The sequence below is a fragment of the Chloroherpetonaceae bacterium genome, assembly GCA_025056565.1.
Taxonomy (GTDB): Bacteria; Bacteroidota; Chlorobiia; order Chlorobiales; family Thermochlorobacteraceae; genus Thermochlorobacter.
The window spans coordinates 106,256-125,460 of the sequence record JANWWA010000009.1 but is presented as its reverse complement, the minus strand read 5'-3'; the positions used below and the strand labels follow the sequence as shown (position 1 = coordinate 125,460).

Sequence of the window (19,205 nt, the reverse complement as noted above, 5' to 3'; positions counted from 1 at the left end):
CTGTCGAAGCAAGAAAGAGACTTGCGACGGCAAGGAATGCAAGGCGATGCGCGAGCGTCGGCATAGCTTTGGCGATGTTTTTTCAAAGTTAAGCGCAAGCGTTGCGCGTTCGCAAGCCTTGAACGCTATTCGGAATTAGACATAGTCAATTCTTGCGCTCACTTCTGATCTATTTCCGAGCGAGTGTGTTTCTTAGAGATGAGCCACAGTAGCGTTGCCCCTGTTATACCTGACAGCAGGGAAGCAAGGAGGATGCCGATTTTTACAGATGCGATAGCCGCTTCATTTGCTTTGAAGGCAAGCTCTGCAATGAAAATCGACATTGTAAAACCGATTCCACCCAGCACCCCGACACCTAAAATGTGTGAGAAGGTTGCTTCTTCAGGCAAATCACCGAGACGCAGTTTGGTGGCTAGCCAAGTGAAGCTTAGAATACCGAGCGGCTTGCCAATGAGTAACCCGAGCAGCACACCTCGTGTAATCGGATTTTGCAATGCCGCGTCAAGTTGTTCTGACGCAATCATTACGCCTGCATTCGCAATGGCGAAGACTGGAATCACAAGAAGATTGACTGGTGTTTGCACAGCGTGTTCCAAGCGCGTGAGCGGGCTAGACACAGCACTGGCTGATTTATCGATTTGCTCTACAATTTGCGTTTGTTCTTTGCTTGCCAGAATAAGCTTATCCTCGCTCCGCAGCGCAGCAAATTCTTCGAGCAAAAAGCTTAGGTCTTGAACAAACTTTGCTGGATTGCATTTTGGACGTGCTGGCACCACAAACGCCACTAATACTCCTGCAATAGTTGCATGAACGCCTGAACCCAAGAAACATATCCACACTGCCACACCGAACAGTGCATATACCCAAAGCCTTCGGATACCCAGTAGATTCATTAGCCACATTACGCCCAGCACTCCTAAGCCAGAAAGGAGGTAAGCAAAGGAGATTTTTTCAGTGTAAAAAATGCCAATTACTACGACGGCTCCCAAATCATCGACAATTGCCAACGCTAAGAGAAAAGTCATTACGGCGCTTGGCACACGACTACCAAGCAAAAAGAGTATTGCCACTGCAAACGCAATATCGGTTGCCATCGGGATTCCCCACCCACGCGCTGCTTCCCCTTCGGGGTTGAACGCGAAGTAGATGAGTGCGGGCATCAACATACCTCCCACCGCGGCCAAAATTGGCAAGAGTGCTTTACGAGGCGACGATAACTCTCCGACTAAAATCTCCCGCTTGATTTCTAAGCCGACTAGCAGGAAAAAGAGCGTCATCAAGCCATCGTTAATGAAGTGCTGCAGCGATGTTTCGAATACAAATGAGGAAATCTTAATGCCAATTGGCAGATGCAAAAGATGAGCATATTCTTCTGCAGCGTTGGAATTTGCCAAAATCATCGCTGCAATGACCGCAAGGAAAAGAATGCCTCCGCCGAAGGTCTGCTTTCTAACGAATTCTTTAATTGGTGATGAAAATCGGCGATAGAATTTTTCCAGTGGTGCAAGGTAGCGCTCGTCTTGCACCTGTGCTTCTGCTGCTTGCTGTGCCGCTGCTGCATTTGCTGACCCCACCAACGCTTCAGCAGAACTCGTCTCTGTTTTTTCTGTGTCGTGGTTCATTGGCAAAAAGCTCAGTTCAACACACAGTTAGCTGGCAAGTGGTATTGTTTCGTTTGATGACTTGCTGTTATTAACTCATCCTTTACTTCTGAAAGAGAGCAATCACATGCGGCATTGATTTGCCTTGGCTAGCATGACACTTGAAATCGTCTTAACCATAGCTCCAGTAGTGTAGCTATCCATAGTCGCGTATGCAGGCGATACTGTTGCGTGGAAATGTCGTCACTTGCAAAAAATTCTCGCTTTAGCTTTGCTACAGCATCGGGATTCAACAGCCCACGCCTCCGCACCGCCTGCTCTGAAAGCGTATCCTGAATCAGTTCGCGGAACCGTCCCTTACGCATAAACGCCGCAAGTGGAAACACAAAGCCCATTTTTTTGCGATAGACAATTTCTTTTGGCAAAAGGTCGCTGAATGCATCAATTAAGATTTTCTTGCCAATATTCTTTGTTGCGGCATCAATCTTATAGGAGGCTGGTAGTGAGGTGACATAATCTGCAAAGATGTGGTCAAGAAATGGCACTCGCACTTCTAGTGAGTGAGCCATACTGGTAGCATCAGTATCGCGCAGCAGCGTGTTGAGCATATAGCAGCTCAACTCAAGAAACGACAGCGTCTGGATTAGGTCGGTTGCCCCTAACGATTCCGTCAGAGTGGCGCATCGCTTATCTGATGCAGCCGTTGTATGCTGTGGCAAATGATCTTGCAGCAGGTCTTGACGCAGCGGTTTAGGCGTAATCGTGCGAATCGCATAAATCTGCGAGGCAGTGCGATATGCACCAAGCAGTCCCACTACTCCGCGCCATGTCCAGTTTTCTTGAATCCCTGCTGGCACAGCTTCGTTGAGCCTGACTGCAGCATCTTGAACTATCTTTGGGATATGCTTTGTAATTCGCTGAAAGGCGAGCAGTCGCTGCGCAAACTTGAAGAGCGTATACCCACCGAAGAGTTCATCTGACCCTAGCCCTGAGAGGGCAACCGTTACATACTGGCGCGCAAACTTCGAGACAAAGTAGGTGTTCATTCCGTCGTGCGAAGGCTGGTCAATGCCTTCTACCAAGTGTTCCAAATCCTTTGAAATATCGTGCTCCGACAGCACAATCTCTGTGTGAATCGTGCCGTAGCGTTTGGCGACTTGCTTGGCAAAAGAGGTTTCGTTGTAGGCACTGCCACCTACATCAAAGCCAATTGAGTAGGTCTTTGTTTCTTGCCCCAGTGTGCGCATAATCGCTACAATCAGCGAAGAATCTACGCCGCCTGAGAGGAACACGCCCAGTGGCACATCACTAATCAGGTGTTGCCTAACGGTTTCAATGAATCGCGCTCGCAGTTCTGCTTTGGCGTCGTTATATGCAGGGGCTTTGCTATTTGTAGGTTGAAAGTTCGGCGCCCAGTATCGCCACATTTTTTCCTTTCCGTCCTGAAGGACAAGGGCATGTGCAGGCATTAGAGCAAAGACGCCTTCAACTATTGTATGCGGTTGCATCACTGAGCCTGTCTCAAATAACTCATCCACCGCTTGGAGACAAAGTTTGCGTGCCACCAGCCCTGATGCTAAGATGCCTTTCAGTTCAGAGGCAAACACCCATTGCTCACCAACCTTTGCATAGAGCAGTGGTTTTTGTCCGAAGCGGTCACGTGCAGCAAAGAGCTTTCGCTCAACCCTGTCCCAGATGACAAAGGCGAACATACCGCGCAGGTATTGCAGGCAGTCTTCGCCGAAAGCCTCATACATGGCAAGAATAGTTTCCGTGTCGCTATGCGATTGAATCGCAATGCCGAGCTGCGCCAGCCTTGCATTGAGTTCGAGGTAGTTGTAAATCTCGCCATTGAAGGTAATTACATAGCGCTGGTTGCTTGAGGGAGTGCGCGACATCATCGGCTGAGCCCCTAGTTCGCTTAGCTCCAAAATCGCAAGGCGGCGATGCCCTAAGGCGACATAGTCATCGACAAAATACCCCTCGCCATCCGGCCCACGGTGTTTCATCGCTTCGGTCATCTGACGAATTGCACAGCGTCTTTCCTCCAACGGCTGCACCGACCGACTGTAAATTGCCGCAATGCCACACATTTGCTATGCAACTGCCTCTTCAAGAATCGTGAGTGTTTCGCGCACGCATTTTTCCCATGAGAAGGAAGAAATGCGTTTTTTCCCTGCTTCTACAAGGCTTTGCCTAAGCGAAGGGTGAGTTATCACGCGGTATAGCGCATCAGCCAGCTCGTCGACATTGTATGGATTCACCATCAGCGCACAGTGCCCACCGAGTGTCATTTCAGGGAACGAATGCACATTTGAGCACACTACTGGCGCCCCTGCTGCCCATGCTTCAAAGAGCGGATTGCCGAAACTTTCATATCCGCTGGGGTAGGCAAACACCGCGCAGTATCGGTAAAAGTATTTTAGCTCGGAATGCGACAGCTGACCAGTAAAAATCACACGCCCTTCTAAGCGATGCGCTCTGACCAGCTCCTGCAGTCGATTCTGGTAAGTGGCACGCGCATCAATCCCTTTACCCGCAATGACCAGTTGCATATCTAAACCTTTCTCTCGCCAGAGCTTATCAAAAGCCAGAATAAGTTTGTCTTGGTTTTTGTATTCCCAGAGCGCAGAGGCGTACAAAATAAATGGCAATTTTATACTAAACTTCTGAAAAATCGCCTCTCGTTCCAAATCCGAGTAATTTTGCTGAAACGTCTCCACATCAATGCCGTGATGCACCACGCGAATTTTTCTTTCGTTAATACCCACAAACTTTACTACATCTTTCTTGATATCCTCTGAGGGCGTAATAATCACCCGCGCTTTTCGGGCAGAAGGGGGGGTGAGCGTTTTGCGCACCAGCAACCGCACCTTATCGACCGTGTAAGGATAGTGGTAGTAAAGCATACTGCGAATGGCGACCACCGATGGCACAGGCGAGAGCAGCGACACAAAATTGCCGGGAAAATACGCCACATCAACTGCTCTGGAGAGATAGAAAGGTAAAAACATTTGCTCACTGAGAACCTTTGCAACAGAACTGGTGCGGTGAGGCGGCACTTCCACCACACGAATATTCTCAGAGAGAAATGGCTCTATTAGATGCTTCTGATTTGGACTCAGATACACGGCAAAGCGATGTGGCAAGTTCAGCTTATACAGCGTTTTGACAAAGTTGATGAGATAGTTGCGCCCACCTGTGTCTTCCGATACATTTCCCAGCGAGACAATTGCGATGTGTTTTGCCATACTGTTTTTGTCCACACAGCCCTTTAGTGTTGAGAGCTATTTGCCTCAATCGGGTTCTGTGCCAGCGGCGCTGCATTTTTCTCGATTCTAATCATCCGCTGGGGCACCGCCAGCGAAATTCCTGCGTCACACAGCGCTCGGTGAATTTGCTCACGCAGTTGAATTTCGGTATCAAAGCGCTGTGTGAAATCTGCAACAAAACATGCTAAGCGCACCTCAATGCCAAGCTCTGTTATGCGCATCGCTTGCAGCTCAGGCTTTGGGTCGTCAACAACGAAAGGGTGTGATTGCATCACTTGCACTGCAATCTCTCTCACCTTCCCTATATCAGTACCAAACGGCAGCGTGAAGGGCACTAAGACGCGCGTCTTATGAGTTGGGTATGCAAAATTTATCACTGTGCTTTTCACCAGTTCTGAGTTAGGCACAATGTGATAGTTCAGGTCAAAATCTTGAATGCGCGTCGAGCGCAGACCGATTGCCACCACATCCGCTTGCGTGCCGTTTGGCAGTTGAATACGGTCCCCCACTCGAAAAGGCTGGTCGAAAGCAATGATGACGCCCGCAATGATATTTGCAATTGTATCTTGCGCTGCCAGTGCCACTGCCAAAGAGCCTACACCTAAGCTCACCAAAATGCTGCCAATGTTGATGGAAAAATGATCCATCACGATGGCAGCCGCAATCAAGATTACCAGCAGCGAAATGAGATTGCGGGCCAGCGGTGCTACAGTCATTAGCTGCTTCGTGTCTTGATGCTGCGATTGAGCCGCCGATTCCAACAGATGTTCCACTGTTACGCGAATGAACCCAATCGCTACGCTAATGCCGACCAGCGCCGCATAGATGTAAATGATGGCATCAATTACTTTCACAAAGCGCACGATGGCTAAACTTTTGCCATCTGTTACCAATTGAATTTCCCAGAGCGCATACAATGCAAGAATTGAGAACACGATAGACTTTGCACGCTGTTCTAGCACTTCTGCCAGTTTTTCATCCAGATTGGTGTCCGTGCGTGCAAGCACTTTCGTCCGAAACAGCAATACCCCTTTCTTGAAGAGCCAACCGAGTGGAAAAGAAACCACTATGAGCACCAGCGCCAGCGTTAGGCGATAGACCAGCGGATTTGATTCAATCCAATCGAGAATTTCTTGATGCATAGAGCTTAAAATGTTTGAATAAAGTTGCACACCGATTGTATGTCTTCGCTTGAGATACCTAAATGCGTAACTAGGCGAATAAAATTTTTCTTAATGCTGGACACTAAAATTCCGTGCTGCTTAAAGCGCACCACTACCTCACTCTCAGATAGCCCAGAGGGCGAGACATCTACCGCCACGATGTTTGTTTCTACCGTGCGCATGTCAAGGCGAAACTTCGGATTGGCACAAAAGGCTGCCGCCAGCATTTTGGCATGTTGGTGGTCAATTGCCATTCGCTCGTAGTGATGCTCCAACGCGTATTTTGCCATCGCCACCACCACGCCTGTCTGGCGCATACCACCGCCCCACATTTTGCGATAGCGTCGTGCCTTCTGGATAGCCGCTTTGCTGCCCAGTAGCATTGAGCCAATCGGTGCGCCCAACCCCTTTGAGAAGCAGACGGAAATGGTCTCGCAGTATTGTGCATAATCCTTGGGCTTCAGACCCGTTGCAATGCAGGCATTCCAAAGCCGTGCGCCATCTAAGTGTAGGCGCAGGTGATATTTTTTGCAAAGCTCTGCAATGCGCTCAATTTCGGAGAGTGGATAGATAGTTCCACCTGCTTGATTATGTGTGTTTTCTAGTGTGACCAGTGCGGTGCGTGGATACCAGTCAGCTTGCGGGCGAATGGCTTCCTTTATTTGTTCAGCCGTTAGAATGCCTCTTTCGCCTTGCAGCGTTCTGAGCTGCACGCGCGAGAGCATAGCTGGCGCGGCCGTCTCATAGTTTGCAAGGTGAGCTCCTGCGTCACAAATCACCTCATCGCCTTCTTCAGTTTGGATTTTGATTGCCAGCTGGTTTGCCATTGTGCCACTTGGCACAAAAAGCGCAGCTTCTTTGCCGAACAGCTCAGCCACTTCAGCTTCGAATGCATTTGTGAGCCGATCTTCACCGAAGACATCATCACCCAGCTCCAATGGATTAAGTGCGGCTACAGCTGCCAGCATGGCTGGCGTAGGCTTGGTCACTGTATCGCTGCGTAAGTCAATGGTTGGCTGCACCATTTAGGCTAAAGAGGCTGGTGTCGGTTGGTGGTATTCTGGCTCAGGCGCTGTGCGAAAGCCACTGCGCCTCGTAAAGGTCGGATGCGTCTCAAAGAGCCGCTGCAACTGCGACTGCGTGAGCAACTTCGGTCCACCGAGTTGTTCTGCCATAATGAGCGTTTTGGCGGCGTGCTCCAGCTTCTCTGTGCGATACAACGCCTGCCACACATCCTGCCCCATGACCACGACACCATGATTTGCTAAAAGCACTGCGTTCGCATCTTGGATAAATCGTGACAGCGAAGTCGCCACTTCGAATGTGCTGGGCGTTGCATACTCTGCTAAGGGCACGGTGCCGATATCCAAAATCACTTCGGGGAAAATGGCGGCATCTAAGGGGCAACGCGCAACGGCAAAAGCCGTCGTCGCAATTGGGTGCGTGTGCACAATGCCTCCCACATCTGGTCTATGGCGATAAATGAACAGGTGCATCTCAGACTCGGTCGATGGCGGACGCGTGCCTTCAAGCCACTTTCCATCAAGCGAGAGCAAGCAAACGTCTGCACGAGTGGCTTTGCGTTTCAAAGTATGTGAAGCAGTAATGTAGATTCCTTCCTCGCTGCGCAAACTGATATTGCCATCATAACTGGCAACAAAGCCCAGCGCGGCTATCTCGTGCGCAACCTCTACCAGTGTGTCTTGCAGGCTTGGATTCATTGCACAACTTTATTGCGTTGAGTGTGCAAAGATAGCCAATTTTTCCAGAAGCAGTGGAGAACTTTATCAAGCCTGCGGCGCTCATCAGCACTGAACTTTCTCAAACACCGCATTTTGTGCAGCCAAAAGAAAAAGGCACGGCTTTTGCTCCCTGCTGACTTGCAGTTTTTCTCACGAATTTCGGTCATGCTCACAAGCTGATGGCACTGTAGCGCTGCATACCTGCTCTCAGGGCACGGAGGCACTTGCTAGCGCCACTCTAAGCTCATGCGGTAGGCATTGCAATGCTGCCAGCTCATGATGCGATTTGGTCGTAGCTTTTCTACTTGTTTTGGCTAGCGACGAGGGTTCTCGTCCAGTTTACTTGCACGAAAGTTACCTGAACACTGCGCTGAGTGGCATTTGTGCTGAAAACTTAAATCACTCGTTTTATGGAAATGCGATACAAGAAACTCCGCAAGTCGCTCAAACGCATGCGTGAAGCACTTGAGCAAATTGAAGTGATTGAATCGCTTCTGGACGATGAGTTAGACCGTGAAGTGGCTGCTGCACCGCTGGAACGCGCCTTAGATGATTTTGCCCTCTCGCTACACGCTTTTCTAAAAGAAGTGCCTCGCCGACTCTTGCCTAGCCATCTGCAGCACCGCGATGAACCTGCACCTGATGATGCAAACAAGCTTTCTGCGGCCACTGCAGTCGTGGTTAGCAATGGTGCGGAGAGCAATTTTTCACATGAGCTGCGTCTGGTCGAAGCACGGCTCCAAAACTTTATGCGTGAGCTTCTTAAAAAAGAATTGCCGCGCCTTGCAAAAATGCCTGCTCGCAAGAAAGAGGAAAGCGACATAGACGAAGCGGTGCGCCAGAGCGAACAGCGCTTGCGTACCATCATTGACTCTACCCCGCTTGGCATTGTGATTACGAATGAAGATACAATTATTGAATACGCTAATCAGGCTTATTGCGAAATTTACGGCTATTTACCTGAAGAATTGATTGGCAAGTCTTTCACTATCGTTGTGCCACCTGAGAAAAAAGACTTTTGGATTGACTTGCATCAAAAGTATCTCGATGGATACAAAGAAATTCGTGGTGAGTGGGAGGTGCGTCATAAGAGTGGTCGTCCGATTTATATTCTTGCTGATGCAGCACGTATTATCGGCACAGATGGCAAACGCAAGAAAGTTACGTTTGTAAGTGACATTACCGAAATGGTCAAGCTCAAGGAAGATGCTCGCCAAACTGAGATACAGCTTATGCAAGCAGAAAAGATGAGTTCGCTTGGTCAAATGGTTGCTGGTGTGGCACATGAAATCAATACGCCTTTGGGATTTATTAAAGGTAACTTGCAGTTGCTCTTAGAGGCACAAAGTGAAATTCAAAGCCTGCTTGATGTTTACACACGTCTCAAAGATGAAATTCTTTTCGGCACAAGCGAAAAAGTAGCTGAGCTCATTGACCTTGTCGAGGAACGCTCCAGAGCCGTCTCATTGCACCGTGAATCGGTCCGGCTTTGCCAAAATTCATTAGAAGGTATTGCACGGATTCAAGAGTTGGTCAGCAGCCTCAAGAATTTCTCACGCCTTGATGAAGCTGCAATGAAAACTGCACGGCTATCTGAGCTGATTGACTCATCGCTCAAAATTGCAGAGCATCTTTTTCGAGAGAAAAATATTGAGGTGGTGCGTAACTATCAAAGCGACCCCAGTGTGCTCTGCTACCCTGCGCAGCTTAATCAAGTCTTTCTTAATCTCTTCACTAATGCTGTGCATGCGATTGAGCACGACAAAGGCAAAGTTGTCATTACAGTTAGTGAGACGCCAGACTGGGCTGTGGTAAAAGTTGCCGATAATGGCATTGGCATTAAACCTGAGCATCTTAAAAAAATCTTTGAGCCGTTCTTTACTACCAAAGAAGTCGGCAAAGGTACTGGCCTAGGACTGTCTATTAGCTACAAAATTATTGAAAAGCACAATGGCACCATAGAAGTGGAAAGCACAGTTGGCGAAGGTGCTACTTTCACCGTAAAATTGCCTCTCAAGTCATCGCCGAAGGCTAGCAAACCTGAAACCGCAGAACTGGTTTCACCTTTTGTTGAGGATGAGCCTGAAGTAAAGAAAAAGCAAAGTCGACGACATCCATAGCTTTTCAACAGCCAACTTGAACCCATTAAAAGCCTTAGGATATGAACACTGCATCGTCGCCCATTCTCTTTGTAGATGATGAACCGATGGTGTTAGATACCATCAGCCTTGTTTTTCGCGGCTGGCACTTTAAAACTGCGGTTGGTGCTGAACATGCCCTAAAGTTGCTTGCTGAAGAAAAGTTTGCAGTCGTTGTCTCTGACCAGCGCATGCCTGGCATGACCGGCACAGAATTGCTCCGGAAAGTCAAGGAACTATCACCCGATACGATTCGTGTGGTGCTTACTGGTTACTCTGACCTTGACAGTATCATTGAGGCAATTAACTCAGGGGAAGTGTGGCGCTTCATTAATAAGCCATGGGACAATGAGAAACTTAAGGGAACGGTCAAAGCTGCAGTAGATTTATATGAGGTGAATCAAATGCTAAGAGCACAGCAACATGCTGCACAGGCAAAGTCTACCTCGCCTGATGGATCTCACACGGTGCTTTTTATTGACAAAGTGCTAACCCACCTAAAAAGTTACGAATCACTTTTTGCCGATCGATTTAATGTGCGTACTTCAGAGACCCTGCAAGATGCTCTGAAAATTCTGGAAAGTGAGCCTGTTGCAGTTGTGGCGTGTGATTCCACGCTCGCTAGTGAAGAAGGAGCTGAGTTTTTAGCAGTTGCCAAGCACCGTTTTCCGGCACTGGTTACAATCTTTATGTCGGATTCCAAAGATGCTAACGAAGCTATTAGACTGATTAATGAAGGGCAAATTTTCCGTTATCTTGTCAAACCTTTTCCGCGTCAAGCTCTTATAGAGGCTGTCGAGCAAGGCATAAAGAAACACCAAGAGCTTCTGCTCTTGCCAAGAGATAGCGCGGCTACTGCAATACCCAGAACTGTCTCTTTCAGCCAGATGATGGCAGAAATTCGCCGTCGCCGTGAAGAGCGGAAAGTTTATTAAAGCATTAGGATTTTTTGGCAGGTGTGTGCATTTGCGGGCTCTTATGCCCGCTTTTTTAATTGCATTAAATGTTTCTACTTGCAGCACGATGTGCTATGCTGTTGCTGGCTCAGGTCGCTTGACGACGGATTCATATTGCACGTCGCAACCGCTTCTTTTTAGCGTTGCCGATGCACTGCAGTATTTCTCTATTGACAGACCAACCGCATGTTCCAAGTCAGCAGGCTCTGCATCAGGACTAACTAACTCGTAGTGGAACTTTACTTTCGTGAACACTTTCGGATGCTCCGTTGCCCGCTCTGCTTCTGCAAATATTTTAAGATCTATAATTTGCTTGCGCTTCTTTTGCAAAATAGATACCACATCCATCATCGAACACGCCATCGCTGCTTGCAAAAATACTTCCATTGGTGCCGCTGTGTTGCCACTTCCGCCATGGTCAGGCGAAGGCTCAAAACGCGTCTCATTCCCTCTCTCATTGTAGCCACGAACTGGATACTTGCCATCATACACGACCGTTGCTTTCATTTGTCTTTCTCCCTTCGGTATGGTTACCATGCCAGCATACCGCCTTCAAGGTTAATTGCTTTGAAGCCTAACTTCTGTAAATACTCACAGGCTTGACCGCTACGATTACCGCTACGGCAATAAACAATGATTTCTTGATCTTTGTATGGCTCTAATTCTTTCACGCGCTGCGGCAGTGAGCCAAGAGGAATTAGAATTGAATTCGGAATGTGTTTCTCAGCGTGCTCGTAAGGCTCACGCACATCAAGCAACACTAACTTCTCTTTTTTCAAGCGCTCTTTCAAAGCACTCGGCGAGATTGTTGGATAAGTCGGCCGTGAGAAAAAATTAAACATTGTTGTATTTGGTTTAGTTGAAAAACTTGCCTTGCTCTCACTTGTTTCTTGCACTGCCTTCTTCTCTACAGCTTGTGCATTACATTCCTCTGCAATGAAAAGCAGAGATACCGCTTCTATCAGCAGTATCTTCACAAATACATTTCTTACTTTCATCATTCGCGCATTTGTGTAACTTTTGCACCTTCCCGTCCCTTGTCAGGCGTTGGATCTTTTACCAGACCATAAATTTGACGTCCTTCGTGTCCTTCAGGTAAGTATTCCGTAATTGGTAACCCTTCTTTAGTTACGAAGAGCAGACAATGGCAGTATTTGTAGCGCTTCATTTCCTCACACGCACAAATCCAGTCACGCTTTTGTACCTCTGCTTTTTTATCAGCGTAGAAGTTGCACGGGCAAAGCGGTTTGCCTAACTCATCAATGTGAAGTGCTAAGCCTTTTACTACAGACTCTGTTACAGCCTTGTCAGGATGTGGGAAGGTGCCAGACTTTTCCCAATAGTGCTCTACATATTTCCAAACTTTCTTGAGTGATGCTTCACTTGGTTCTTTTGCCATAAGATTCAGTTTGCTTGAGAATAAGATTTCGTAAATCGAATGCTGAACATTCCACGCAGCTCACCTTCCTTGTATCCAACCGCCTTGTCTTCTGGATAAAGTCTTTTCAGCTCTGCATAATCTTCCGTTGTAATGTCTTTGCCCACTTCTCCGTGACACTTCAGGCACACTGGCATTGAAATTTTAATTGGGGTGTAGTAACCTACTGTGCCATCACCATACTGCACTAATATTGGTTTTACTTCTGCGTTTGGCTGACTCATCTTTTCTTTGAACATTGCGAAAACCTTCTTTTCATCTTCGTCCATTGCATCCTTTGGATTGCGTGGCCTGTCGGAAACACGACGAATGCGTGCATTGTGAGCTTTGGACATTGAGTCGACAATCGGATAAGCCACCAGATTGCAGAATTGCGCCGCATATTTTACACTGCCCTTTTCCATTGCTTCCATTAATGTTGTGCTAATTTTGCGCTTCGTCTCGCCTACTATATCATCACCCATTTCAAGATATTTAGCAGAATCTTCAGGCGAGAGTGGCTTAAGATGCACTTGCACTCTTTCCGCTTGTGTCTTTTGTTCTTCTGTTCCCCTCTTTTGGGACTGAGAGCAGGCTGCAATCCCAAGACAGAGAATAACAATCATGACTGAACTATGTTTCATGTTTTTATTCAAGGTGTGCATAACACAAGCAGCGTTTACTTAATCGTTTTTTTAATAATTTCTTCAAACTTTGCTTTATCCCCCATTCCAACTATGACATCAATCACATTTCCGTTCTTATCAATTGCAAATGAAGTCGGAATACCACGAATACCGCCTTGAATTAGCTTGGCATATTCATTTGCAATACCATTATCCATTGCTACGGGATAGTTGATGGCTTTTTCTTCCACAAAGGCTTTTACTTTCGCTTCTTGATCATTCACAGCGATGCCCACAAAAGTAAATTTATCGCTGTATTGCTTCTGCAACTCAACCATTGCAGGAATTTCGGCGCGGCAAGGTGGGCACCATGTTGCCCAAAAATTTATAATCACGCCTTTGCCTCTCAGGTCAGCTAGCGATAAAGACCTGTTATCGAGTGTTTGAATCGTAAAATTAGGTGCACTTGCAAATGCTGATACAGCTGGCTTTGGCGACAGTATTGGCACTATGACATACTTTCCCAGTAGCAAGCCTGCAGCTGCTGCTAGCCCTAATGGCAAAATCCAAGAAAAGAATTTTTTCATCGCCTTTTTCCTGACTCCGCTTTTCTCTCCCACCCAAGCACTGCACCAATTAGCGCACCATATGCAGTGCTAATATATGGATTACTCGTAATCGGACAGGTTCCGCTTGCACAACCAATAAAGTAGTAGTATGCAAACCCACCCAATGCTCCTAGTGTAAGAAATACAATCAATTTCAACCAATTCAGGTTCATAAAGTTTTCTTGCAATAACCCAAATTACAGTCTCTCTGAAAGTATGATACTTCCCTTCTATTGCATCACATCTAATTTTATCTAACTTTTATTCCCAGGCTCCAGCGACATTAATTTCTTATCTGCTCTTTGTAGGCATCCAAGATACCCTTGTAGGTATCAATAAGTTTAAGAAAATCTTCAGATACTCTATCTAACTCTGTTAGCAATACTCTCGCTTCATTTGTTTTACCTGTCAGCGCCAGTCTCTTGATATTTGTTGCAATTTCGTGCAACAGCTGATGTTGCTTTAAAAACATCTCAAAAATTGGTTCATTTTGATACTTCCATAAACCAACTTCCTGAATCCATCTACCAATGTCACTCTTTTCGGGTTCTTCTGCATGAACCTCATTCCAACTTGTTACACCGTTCAGCGCTGAACGTACCCTCATTTTCCAAGTAAGATGCATCGCCTTTACAACAGCAATATCAATCGGCGCAGAACGAACAAGTTTTTCTTGCATTATTAAATTACTCATCATTTTAGTTTTATGTTATATTAATGTCTTAATTCTACCAATCTTGACATTCTAATCTTTCACTAACCTGTAAAACATCGCTAAGTCCATCACCACCTCGTTGGACGCCCGTGCATACGCCCCTCGTTCAATTTCTTGCAATGCTTTCAGCTTATCACCTCGAATAATCATTGCCAAAACTCGACTGGCGCACATGTGAAAAAATGCATGGTCAGCCCGTAACTTCTCCCACAGCGGATGACTACCATACTTTTCCTTAGCTGGTCCATAAATCCACTTACCCACTGCGCACTGATTGTCTTGCGCAATGACATCAGGGTTCAAGGCTTCGGCTATGCCGCTCTCAATCATCGCCTTGAAGCGTGTCTTCCAATTCTGATGGCTAGTAATTGCCGTATGAAAGTTTAACCCCGCCGCTTCTGCTTCTACAGGGTCAACAGCTTCGGGCGCAACTTCTATATCGCTTATATCTAATTGTATAGTGTCTTGCTTTTTTTGAAGTAGTTTTTCAACCCAATACTTGAATACCATTTTTCCACCCCCTTAGATTACAGCCTTTTCTGCAATTTAGCGCAATAGTTAGGCTCAGTTGGCTTTAATCACTTTGTAGAACATCGCTAAGTCCATCACCACATCGTTAGACGCCCGTGCATATGCACCATACTGAATCTCCAGCAATGCTTTTTGTTTATCGCCCCGAATAATCATCGCTAAAACTCGACTGGCACAACTGTGAAAAAATGCATGATCAGCCCGCAATTTTTCCCAGAGCGGATGATCGCCATACTTCTCCTTGGCAACTCCGTAAATCCACTTACCAACGGCACATTGGTTATCTTGTGCGATTACATCAGGGTTCAAGGCTTCGGCCATGCCACTCTCAATCATTGCTTTGAAGCGCGCCTTCCAATTTTGATGGCTAATAATTGCCGTATGAAAGTTCAACCCCGCCGCTTCTGCCTCTACAGGGTCAACAGCTTCGGGCGCAACTTCCTCCTGCTCGGGTGAAAGTTGCGCCTCTGCTGCACTTGCTTTTTGCACCAGCTTTGTAACCCACTGCTTAAACGAGATTGCCATCTTTACCCCTTATGATTGAATAACTACACTTAATGGATGTAAAGATAACACACCTAAGCACCTTATGCAATCTCGCTCTTAGCTCACTAGGATAATGCGTCGTCCCAACAGCTCGCGGTCAATCATTTCTTTCAGGACTCGCTTTGGCAATGCCCCTGCTGCCATCTTCGGCTGTCCATTAAGCGGCACAAAGAGTAGCGACGGGATAGAGCGAATACCGAAAATGGCTGCTAACTCTGGTTCTTCTTCTGTATTAACTTTGTAGATATTAATCTGATCTTTATACTCTTCGGACAGCTCCTCCAAAATTGGTGCAATCATTCGGCATGGACCGCACCACTCTGCCCAGAAATCAATGAGACATGGCTTATCGCCCTCGAATTTCCACTCTTGATTCTTCTCGAAGTCAAAGACCTTTTGCTTGAAGGTCTCGTAAGTGAGTTTAGTGGTCATAGTTGCAAAAAGTTTAATGTTGAAAAAAGTTACTTTTTTTCTGTACTGCCTTCTTCTTTTAGTGTTGAAATCTTAAATGGTGCGTAAAGTGGACAGAAGCTGATAGTGGCAGTTACTGCTAGGATAACTCCAACAATTATTCCCCACCAGTTTCCGTAGTAAATACTTGCACCAACGATGAGCCCGCCTAGAGCGTAGCGAATGATTTTGTCTGTTTTGCCGATGTTTGGTTTCATTGTCTCCCTCCAAGTTTAGTTATTAAACCATTGCATGCTTTCGTGTGAGCACAAAGTATTTCTCAAATGCCACTTTCGCCCAATGTGCCTCAGGGCCGGGAATAATGAACTCATGCTCTCGTGGTGGCAACATATGGTCGCCTGCAATCATCATTCCCCTATTGCCGGTGTCCATAATGCAAAGTGCATTCACCTCCGCAAAAGACTGTTCATACTGTTTCGGCAATTTCTTGATATCTGCGACAATATTTTTGGCAGCAATTTTTGCCACTTGCTCTGTCGGATAACTGGTTTTTGGCACACCACACGGTTTTTCCGTTTTTTCAGGTGGCTTAATTTCTACTGCTGCACCGATGGCATAAACTTCAGGATATGCTGGTAGCCGATTCATCATTCCCTACCTCCATAACCCCCCATTTCGTTACCTAATCCTGGTGTATTTCGGACATACCCTGAGCCAAGAAATCATGGCACTGCTACAGAAAGACTGATGGAATTTTTTCGCTGGTCTCTAACACCACCCCATCAGGGCAACACTCTTTTACTGATACGTTAAATCGACTGTCAATGTGATAGAACTTGAAGAGCATTTCGCACATTTTTTGTGCATTGCCGAATCCACCGATACCAAAGTGCGCTGGGTATGGCTCGAAGTGATGTAAATCAGCAGCGCTTTATCTCTCAGGTGGTGCTTTGCGAGCTGATAGCGCATATTGAAGAGAAACTCATATGCGGCGCCGAAACACCCAGTGCCCTGCACTGACACTACCGCTGCTGGTCCTGGATTTTGCGAATAGGCGTGCTGACGCAACCCGGACACATAGTCGCAGTCTACTGCAAATCCTGTCACGATGACCAGATAATCGTATCGAACTGGCTTACCTTGTGCTAGGACTACTCTTCGGTTGTCCAAATCAAAGTGCGTCGCTTTGGTTTCTATGAAGTTAATCTTATGACTTGCATAGATAGGACGTACATCGAAGGTGATATCCTTTTCTTCGCGGATTCCGAACGGGAACCAAATGAGCGAAGGATAAAAGAGAGACTTGTGCGTTGGCGAAATGACCGTAATGTCATGCCTGTCACCCAGCATCTCTTTTAGCTCAAGTGCCGCTGTGTAGCTTGCAAAATTTGCGCCCACAACGACAATGTGTTTTCTTTCGGCTGCCATATTAAACTTTTTTTTGCACTACCAACTCTACTCCAAAGAACAAACACAATGTTTTGCCAAAGAACTATATTTTGACCGCTGTTGCCCCACTCCCAGTTTATCCCTTCAGCCTTCTATGGAAGTGAGGCAACTTTCGGTCACTATTTTAGAGCGCTTTCTTCACTAAATAGAAGTCTACAACTTCATCATACTTACCTTGCAAGCGTTCTTCGAGTTCTTTCTGAGTCTTTGGCGGCGGCACAATAACCTTCTCGCCCGGCTTCCAGTTTGCTGGGCATGCCACATTGTTTGCGTCCGCTGTTTGCAGCGCTTGAATTGAGCGAATGATTTCATCAATGTTGCGCCCCACATTCATCGGGTAGTAGAGAATAAGTCGCACGATGTTGTTGGGGTCAATGATGAAGACTGCACGCACCGTTGCTGTAGAGCTCACGCTGTGCAGCATTCCATATTTCTTGGCTACCGCCATATCCAAATCTGCAATCACAGGGAATGGAATCTTCACATGAGCCTTCTCATGGATATTTTGAATCCATGCTACATGTGCGTGAATGCTGTCAATGCTCAGTCCGATGAGCTTGACATTCATTTTGGCAAATTCATCGGCGCGCTGAGCAAAGCCCATAAATTCAGTAGTGCAGACAGGTGTAAAGTCTGCTGGATGTGAAAAGAGCACGGCCCAGCTTCCTTTTTTGTATTCGTAGAAATCTATCTCGCCGTGCGTGGTCATTGCTTTGAAGTTTGGCGCTGGATCGCCAATGCGTGGCATTGTGGTTTCAATCGTTTCTGACATACTTCGTTAAGGTTTAGTAGTTAGAAGAAAGTTATAGAAAAAACTTGGTTCAGTGTGGCAATCGCTCTCGAAGATAGCCATAGACCCAAGTGCCTGCAATGGCACTCAGCAGCGTAACTGCAATCACGGTTGCCCCTGTGCCGATTTGGGCATAAAGTGGTCCTGGGCAAGCCCCTGTCAAAGCCCATCCTAAGCCAAAGAGCAACCCACCAATGATTTGCCCCACGCTAAACTTCTTCGGGTGAAACTCAATAGGCTCGCCATAAATCGTTTTGATATTGAACTTCCTTATGAGCCATACGGATATTGCACCTACTATGACTGCACTGCCAATCACGCCATACATATGAAACGACTGCAAGCGAAACATTTCTTGAATCCTGAACCAGCTAATGATTTCTGCCTTAACCACAACGATACCGAACAAAATTCCGACGGCGACATATTTCAAGTTGTGGTACCACTTGTGCGTGAGATGGCTTTCGTTCACACACATTGCATCAAGTGAGCGCACCTCGAAATCGGTATTCGCCTCAGTTGTCATTGCTTCGGCTGCTTGCGTTACCTGTCCGTTGCCTTGCGTTTCCTTCTTTTTTGCTTCAGTTACCTGCATAACCTTCTGTTTTATAAGTTTTTGGTTAGTTTAGTTTCAAGAGAAGTGGCAAAAGGACATTTGCCGAAAGAAACCCACCTACCATAAAGCTGATGGTAGCAATCAGCGATGGCAGTTGCAATGTGGACAGTCCCATAATTGCGTGCCCGCTGGTGCATCCCCCTGCGTAGCGCGTGCCAAAGCCCACAAGGAAACCGCCCACAACCATTATCAGCACTCCCCTTAGCGTAAAGAGCTGCTCCCAAGAAAAAAGTTGCTGTGGTACAAGACGGCTAAAATCAGTGATACCGTAGCTTGCAATCTCCTCTGCAAGTTTGGGATTGACCTCAATAGGCTTGCCACTGCTGAGAAAGAGCGTTGCTAAAATTGCCCCAATGAAAATTCCTCCGACAAAGTAAAGATTCCAGACCTCTTTTTTCCAGTCGTATTTGAAGAACTTTATGTTTGCCGGCATGCATGCCGCACAGATATGCCGCATTGAAGAACTGATGCCAAATGTTTTGTTACCGATAATGAGCAAGGTTGGCACGACCAGTCCGATAAGCGGACCTGCTACATACCAAGGCCAAGGTTGAGATAGCAGTTCTATCATAGTTCCTCTGTCGTTTATGCGTTTAAGTTTTGAATGTTCAGTGTTTGGTTTCG

General features: G+C 46.7%; 23 protein-coding genes. 2 read left to right on the top strand and 21 right to left on the bottom strand.

Annotated elements, in window-relative coordinates; translation table 11 throughout:
- Window positions 1-158: 158 nt before the first annotated feature.
- From nhaA to NZM05_08540, 6 genes are all read right to left on the bottom strand, one after another.
- Window positions 159-1,622: a Na+/H+ antiporter NhaA gene (nhaA, locus tag NZM05_08565; GenBank protein ID MCS7013664.1), complete on the bottom strand. Its 1,464-nt coding sequence runs from the start codon at window positions 1,620-1,622 to the stop codon at window positions 159-161.
- A gap of 128 nt (window positions 1,623-1,750) precedes the next feature.
- Window positions 1,751-3,694 carry an asparagine synthase (glutamine-hydrolyzing) gene (gene asnB, locus NZM05_08560; protein ID MCS7013663.1) on the bottom strand — a complete coding sequence of 648 codons (1,944 nt, stop codon included), beginning with the start codon at window positions 3,692-3,694 and terminating at the stop codon, window positions 1,751-1,753.
- Between the two features lie 3 nt (window positions 3,695-3,697).
- Window positions 3,698-4,852, bottom strand: a complete 1,155-nt coding sequence (locus NZM05_08555) for a glycosyltransferase family 4 protein (GenBank protein ID MCS7013662.1) — start codon at window positions 4,850-4,852, stop codon at window positions 3,698-3,700.
- A gap of 23 nt (window positions 4,853-4,875) precedes the next feature.
- A complete protein-coding gene (locus NZM05_08550; GenBank protein MCS7013661.1) occupies window positions 4,876-6,015 on the bottom strand; it encodes a mechanosensitive ion channel family protein in 1,140 nt (379 codons plus the stop codon).
- Between the two features lie 5 nt (window positions 6,016-6,020).
- The gene (locus NZM05_08545; protein ID MCS7013660.1) at window positions 6,021-7,061 is read right to left on the bottom strand and encodes an aminotransferase class I/II-fold pyridoxal phosphate-dependent enzyme; all 1,041 of its coding nucleotides are present in this window, start codon (window positions 7,059-7,061) and stop codon (window positions 6,021-6,023) included.
- Complete coding sequence (locus NZM05_08540; GenBank protein ID MCS7013659.1) at window positions 7,062-7,757, bottom strand: class II aldolase/adducin family protein; 696 nt, start codon at window positions 7,755-7,757, stop codon at window positions 7,062-7,064.
- Between the two features lie 437 nt (window positions 7,758-8,194).
- On the opposite strand from NZM05_08540, the gene NZM05_08535 reads away from it, so the two are divergent.
- Both NZM05_08535 and NZM05_08530 read left to right on the top strand, forming a co-directional pair.
- Complete coding sequence (locus NZM05_08535; protein ID MCS7013658.1) at window positions 8,195-9,898, top strand: ATP-binding protein; 1,704 nt, start codon at window positions 8,195-8,197, stop codon at window positions 9,896-9,898.
- A 41-nt stretch (window positions 9,899-9,939) separates the two neighbouring features.
- The gene (locus NZM05_08530) at window positions 9,940-10,851 is read left to right on the top strand and encodes a response regulator (protein MCS7013657.1); all 912 of its coding nucleotides are present in this window, start codon (window positions 9,940-9,942) and stop codon (window positions 10,849-10,851) included.
- 93 nt (window positions 10,852-10,944) lie between these two features.
- Here NZM05_08530 and NZM05_08525 read toward each other — a convergent pair whose 3' ends face one another.
- From NZM05_08525 to NZM05_08455, 15 genes are all read right to left on the bottom strand, one after another.
- Window positions 10,945-11,379, bottom strand: coding sequence for an OsmC family protein (locus tag NZM05_08525; protein ID MCS7013656.1), 435 nt, complete (start codon window positions 11,377-11,379; stop codon window positions 10,945-10,947).
- Window positions 11,380-11,402: 23 nt separating this feature from the next.
- Complete coding sequence (locus tag NZM05_08520; GenBank protein ID MCS7013655.1) at window positions 11,403-11,873, bottom strand: rhodanese-like domain-containing protein; 471 nt, start codon at window positions 11,871-11,873, stop codon at window positions 11,403-11,405.
- Window positions 11,870-12,271 carry a ferredoxin:thioredoxin reductase gene (locus NZM05_08515; protein MCS7013654.1) on the bottom strand — a complete coding sequence of 134 codons (402 nt, stop codon included), beginning with the start codon at window positions 12,269-12,271 and terminating at the stop codon, window positions 11,870-11,872. The genes NZM05_08520 and NZM05_08515 overlap by 4 nt, the downstream gene beginning before the upstream one ends.
- 5 nt (window positions 12,272-12,276) lie before the next feature.
- The gene (locus NZM05_08510; protein MCS7013653.1) at window positions 12,277-12,828 is read right to left on the bottom strand and encodes a DUF3365 domain-containing protein; all 552 of its coding nucleotides are present in this window, start codon (window positions 12,826-12,828) and stop codon (window positions 12,277-12,279) included.
- Between the two features lie 140 nt (window positions 12,829-12,968).
- Entirely contained in the window at window positions 12,969-13,502 is a 534-nt protein-coding gene (locus NZM05_08505) for a TlpA family protein disulfide reductase (GenBank protein MCS7013652.1), read from the bottom strand.
- A gap of 304 nt (window positions 13,503-13,806) precedes the next feature.
- A complete protein-coding gene (locus NZM05_08500) occupies window positions 13,807-14,202 on the bottom strand; it encodes a hypothetical protein (GenBank protein ID MCS7013651.1) in 396 nt (131 codons plus the stop codon).
- 66 nt (window positions 14,203-14,268) lie between these two features.
- Entirely contained in the window at window positions 14,269-14,748 is a 480-nt protein-coding gene (locus NZM05_08495) for a CZB domain-containing protein (GenBank protein ID MCS7013650.1), read from the bottom strand.
- A 54-nt stretch (window positions 14,749-14,802) separates the two neighbouring features.
- Window positions 14,803-15,294, bottom strand: a complete 492-nt coding sequence (locus tag NZM05_08490; protein MCS7013649.1) for a CZB domain-containing protein — start codon at window positions 15,292-15,294, stop codon at window positions 14,803-14,805.
- A gap of 78 nt (window positions 15,295-15,372) precedes the next feature.
- Window positions 15,373-15,747: a thioredoxin gene (gene trxA / locus NZM05_08485; protein ID MCS7013648.1), complete on the bottom strand. Its 375-nt coding sequence runs from the start codon at window positions 15,745-15,747 to the stop codon at window positions 15,373-15,375.
- A 29-nt stretch (window positions 15,748-15,776) separates the two neighbouring features.
- Window positions 15,777-15,983 carry a DUF2892 domain-containing protein gene (locus NZM05_08480; protein MCS7013647.1) on the bottom strand — a complete coding sequence of 69 codons (207 nt, stop codon included), beginning with the start codon at window positions 15,981-15,983 and terminating at the stop codon, window positions 15,777-15,779.
- Between the two features lie 22 nt (window positions 15,984-16,005).
- A complete protein-coding gene (locus tag NZM05_08475; GenBank protein ID MCS7013646.1) occupies window positions 16,006-16,377 on the bottom strand; it encodes a hypothetical protein in 372 nt (123 codons plus the stop codon).
- 147 nt (window positions 16,378-16,524) lie between these two features.
- Window positions 16,525-17,154, bottom strand: coding sequence for an FAD-dependent oxidoreductase (locus NZM05_08470; GenBank protein MCS7013645.1), 630 nt, complete (start codon window positions 17,152-17,154; stop codon window positions 16,525-16,527).
- 145 nt (window positions 17,155-17,299) lie between these two features.
- The gene (locus tag NZM05_08465; GenBank protein ID MCS7013644.1) at window positions 17,300-17,947 is read right to left on the bottom strand and encodes a peroxiredoxin; all 648 of its coding nucleotides are present in this window, start codon (window positions 17,945-17,947) and stop codon (window positions 17,300-17,302) included.
- Window positions 17,948-17,996: 49 nt separating this feature from the next.
- Window positions 17,997-18,560: a YeeE/YedE family protein gene (locus NZM05_08460; protein MCS7013643.1), complete on the bottom strand. Its 564-nt coding sequence runs from the start codon at window positions 18,558-18,560 to the stop codon at window positions 17,997-17,999.
- A 25-nt stretch (window positions 18,561-18,585) separates the two neighbouring features.
- Window positions 18,586-19,170: a YeeE/YedE family protein gene (locus NZM05_08455; GenBank protein ID MCS7013642.1), complete on the bottom strand. Its 585-nt coding sequence runs from the start codon at window positions 19,168-19,170 to the stop codon at window positions 18,586-18,588.
- Window positions 19,171-19,205 lie beyond the last annotated feature (35 nt).

What these genes read in the sequence shown, in the direction of transcription:
- NZM05_08505 (MCS7013652.1), bottom strand. Translation starts at nt 13,502, where the DNA reads ATGAAAAAATTCTTTTCTTGGATTTTGCCATTAGGGCTAGCAGCAGCT.
- NZM05_08495 (MCS7013650.1), bottom strand. Translation starts at nt 14,748, where the DNA reads ATGGTATTCAAGTATTGGGTTGAAAAACTACTTCAAAAAAAGCAAGAC.
- asnB (MCS7013663.1), bottom strand. Translation starts at nt 3,694, where the DNA reads ATGTGTGGCATTGCGGCAATTTACAGTCGGTCGGTGCAGCCGTTGGAG.
- NZM05_08535 (MCS7013658.1), top strand. Translation starts at nt 8,195, where the DNA reads ATGCGATACAAGAAACTCCGCAAGTCGCTCAAACGCATGCGTGAAGCA.
- nhaA (MCS7013664.1), bottom strand. Translation starts at nt 1,622, where the DNA reads ATGAACCACGACACAGAAAAAACAGAGACGAGTTCTGCTGAAGCGTTG.
- NZM05_08465 (MCS7013644.1), bottom strand. Translation starts at nt 17,947, where the DNA reads ATGTCAGAAACGATTGAAACCACAATGCCACGCATTGGCGATCCAGCG.
- NZM05_08460 (MCS7013643.1), bottom strand. Translation starts at nt 18,560, where the DNA reads ATGCAGGTAACTGAAGCAAAAAAGAAGGAAACGCAAGGCAACGGACAG.
- NZM05_08515 (MCS7013654.1), bottom strand. Translation starts at nt 12,271, where the DNA reads ATGGCAAAAGAACCAAGTGAAGCATCACTCAAGAAAGTTTGGAAATAT.
- NZM05_08545 (MCS7013660.1), bottom strand. Translation starts at nt 7,061, where the DNA reads ATGGTGCAGCCAACCATTGACTTACGCAGCGATACAGTGACCAAGCCT.
- NZM05_08525 (MCS7013656.1), bottom strand. Translation starts at nt 11,379, where the DNA reads ATGAAAGCAACGGTCGTGTATGATGGCAAGTATCCAGTTCGTGGCTAC.
- NZM05_08520 (MCS7013655.1), bottom strand. Translation starts at nt 11,873, where the DNA reads ATGATGAAAGTAAGAAATGTATTTGTGAAGATACTGCTGATAGAAGCG.
- NZM05_08530 (MCS7013657.1), top strand. Translation starts at nt 9,940, where the DNA reads ATGAACACTGCATCGTCGCCCATTCTCTTTGTAGATGATGAACCGATG.
- NZM05_08475 (MCS7013646.1), bottom strand. Translation starts at nt 16,377, where the DNA reads ATGATGAATCGGCTACCAGCATATCCTGAAGTTTATGCCATCGGTGCA.
- NZM05_08550 (MCS7013661.1), bottom strand. Translation starts at nt 6,015, where the DNA reads ATGCATCAAGAAATTCTCGATTGGATTGAATCAAATCCGCTGGTCTAT.
- NZM05_08480 (MCS7013647.1), bottom strand. Translation starts at nt 15,983, where the DNA reads ATGAAACCAAACATCGGCAAAACAGACAAAATCATTCGCTACGCTCTA.
- NZM05_08500 (MCS7013651.1), bottom strand. Translation starts at nt 14,202, where the DNA reads ATGCAAGAAAAACTTGTTCGTTCTGCGCCGATTGATATTGCTGTTGTA.
- NZM05_08490 (MCS7013649.1), bottom strand. Translation starts at nt 15,294, where the DNA reads ATGGCAATCTCGTTTAAGCAGTGGGTTACAAAGCTGGTGCAAAAAGCA.
- NZM05_08540 (MCS7013659.1), bottom strand. Translation starts at nt 7,757, where the DNA reads ATGAATCCAAGCCTGCAAGACACACTGGTAGAGGTTGCGCACGAGATA.
- trxA (MCS7013648.1), bottom strand. Translation starts at nt 15,747, where the DNA reads ATGACCACTAAACTCACTTACGAGACCTTCAAGCAAAAGGTCTTTGAC.
- NZM05_08470 (MCS7013645.1), bottom strand. Translation starts at nt 17,154, where the DNA reads ATGGCAGCCGAAAGAAAACACATTGTCGTTGTGGGCGCAAATTTTGCA.
- NZM05_08555 (MCS7013662.1), bottom strand. Translation starts at nt 4,852, where the DNA reads ATGGCAAAACACATCGCAATTGTCTCGCTGGGAAATGTATCGGAAGAC.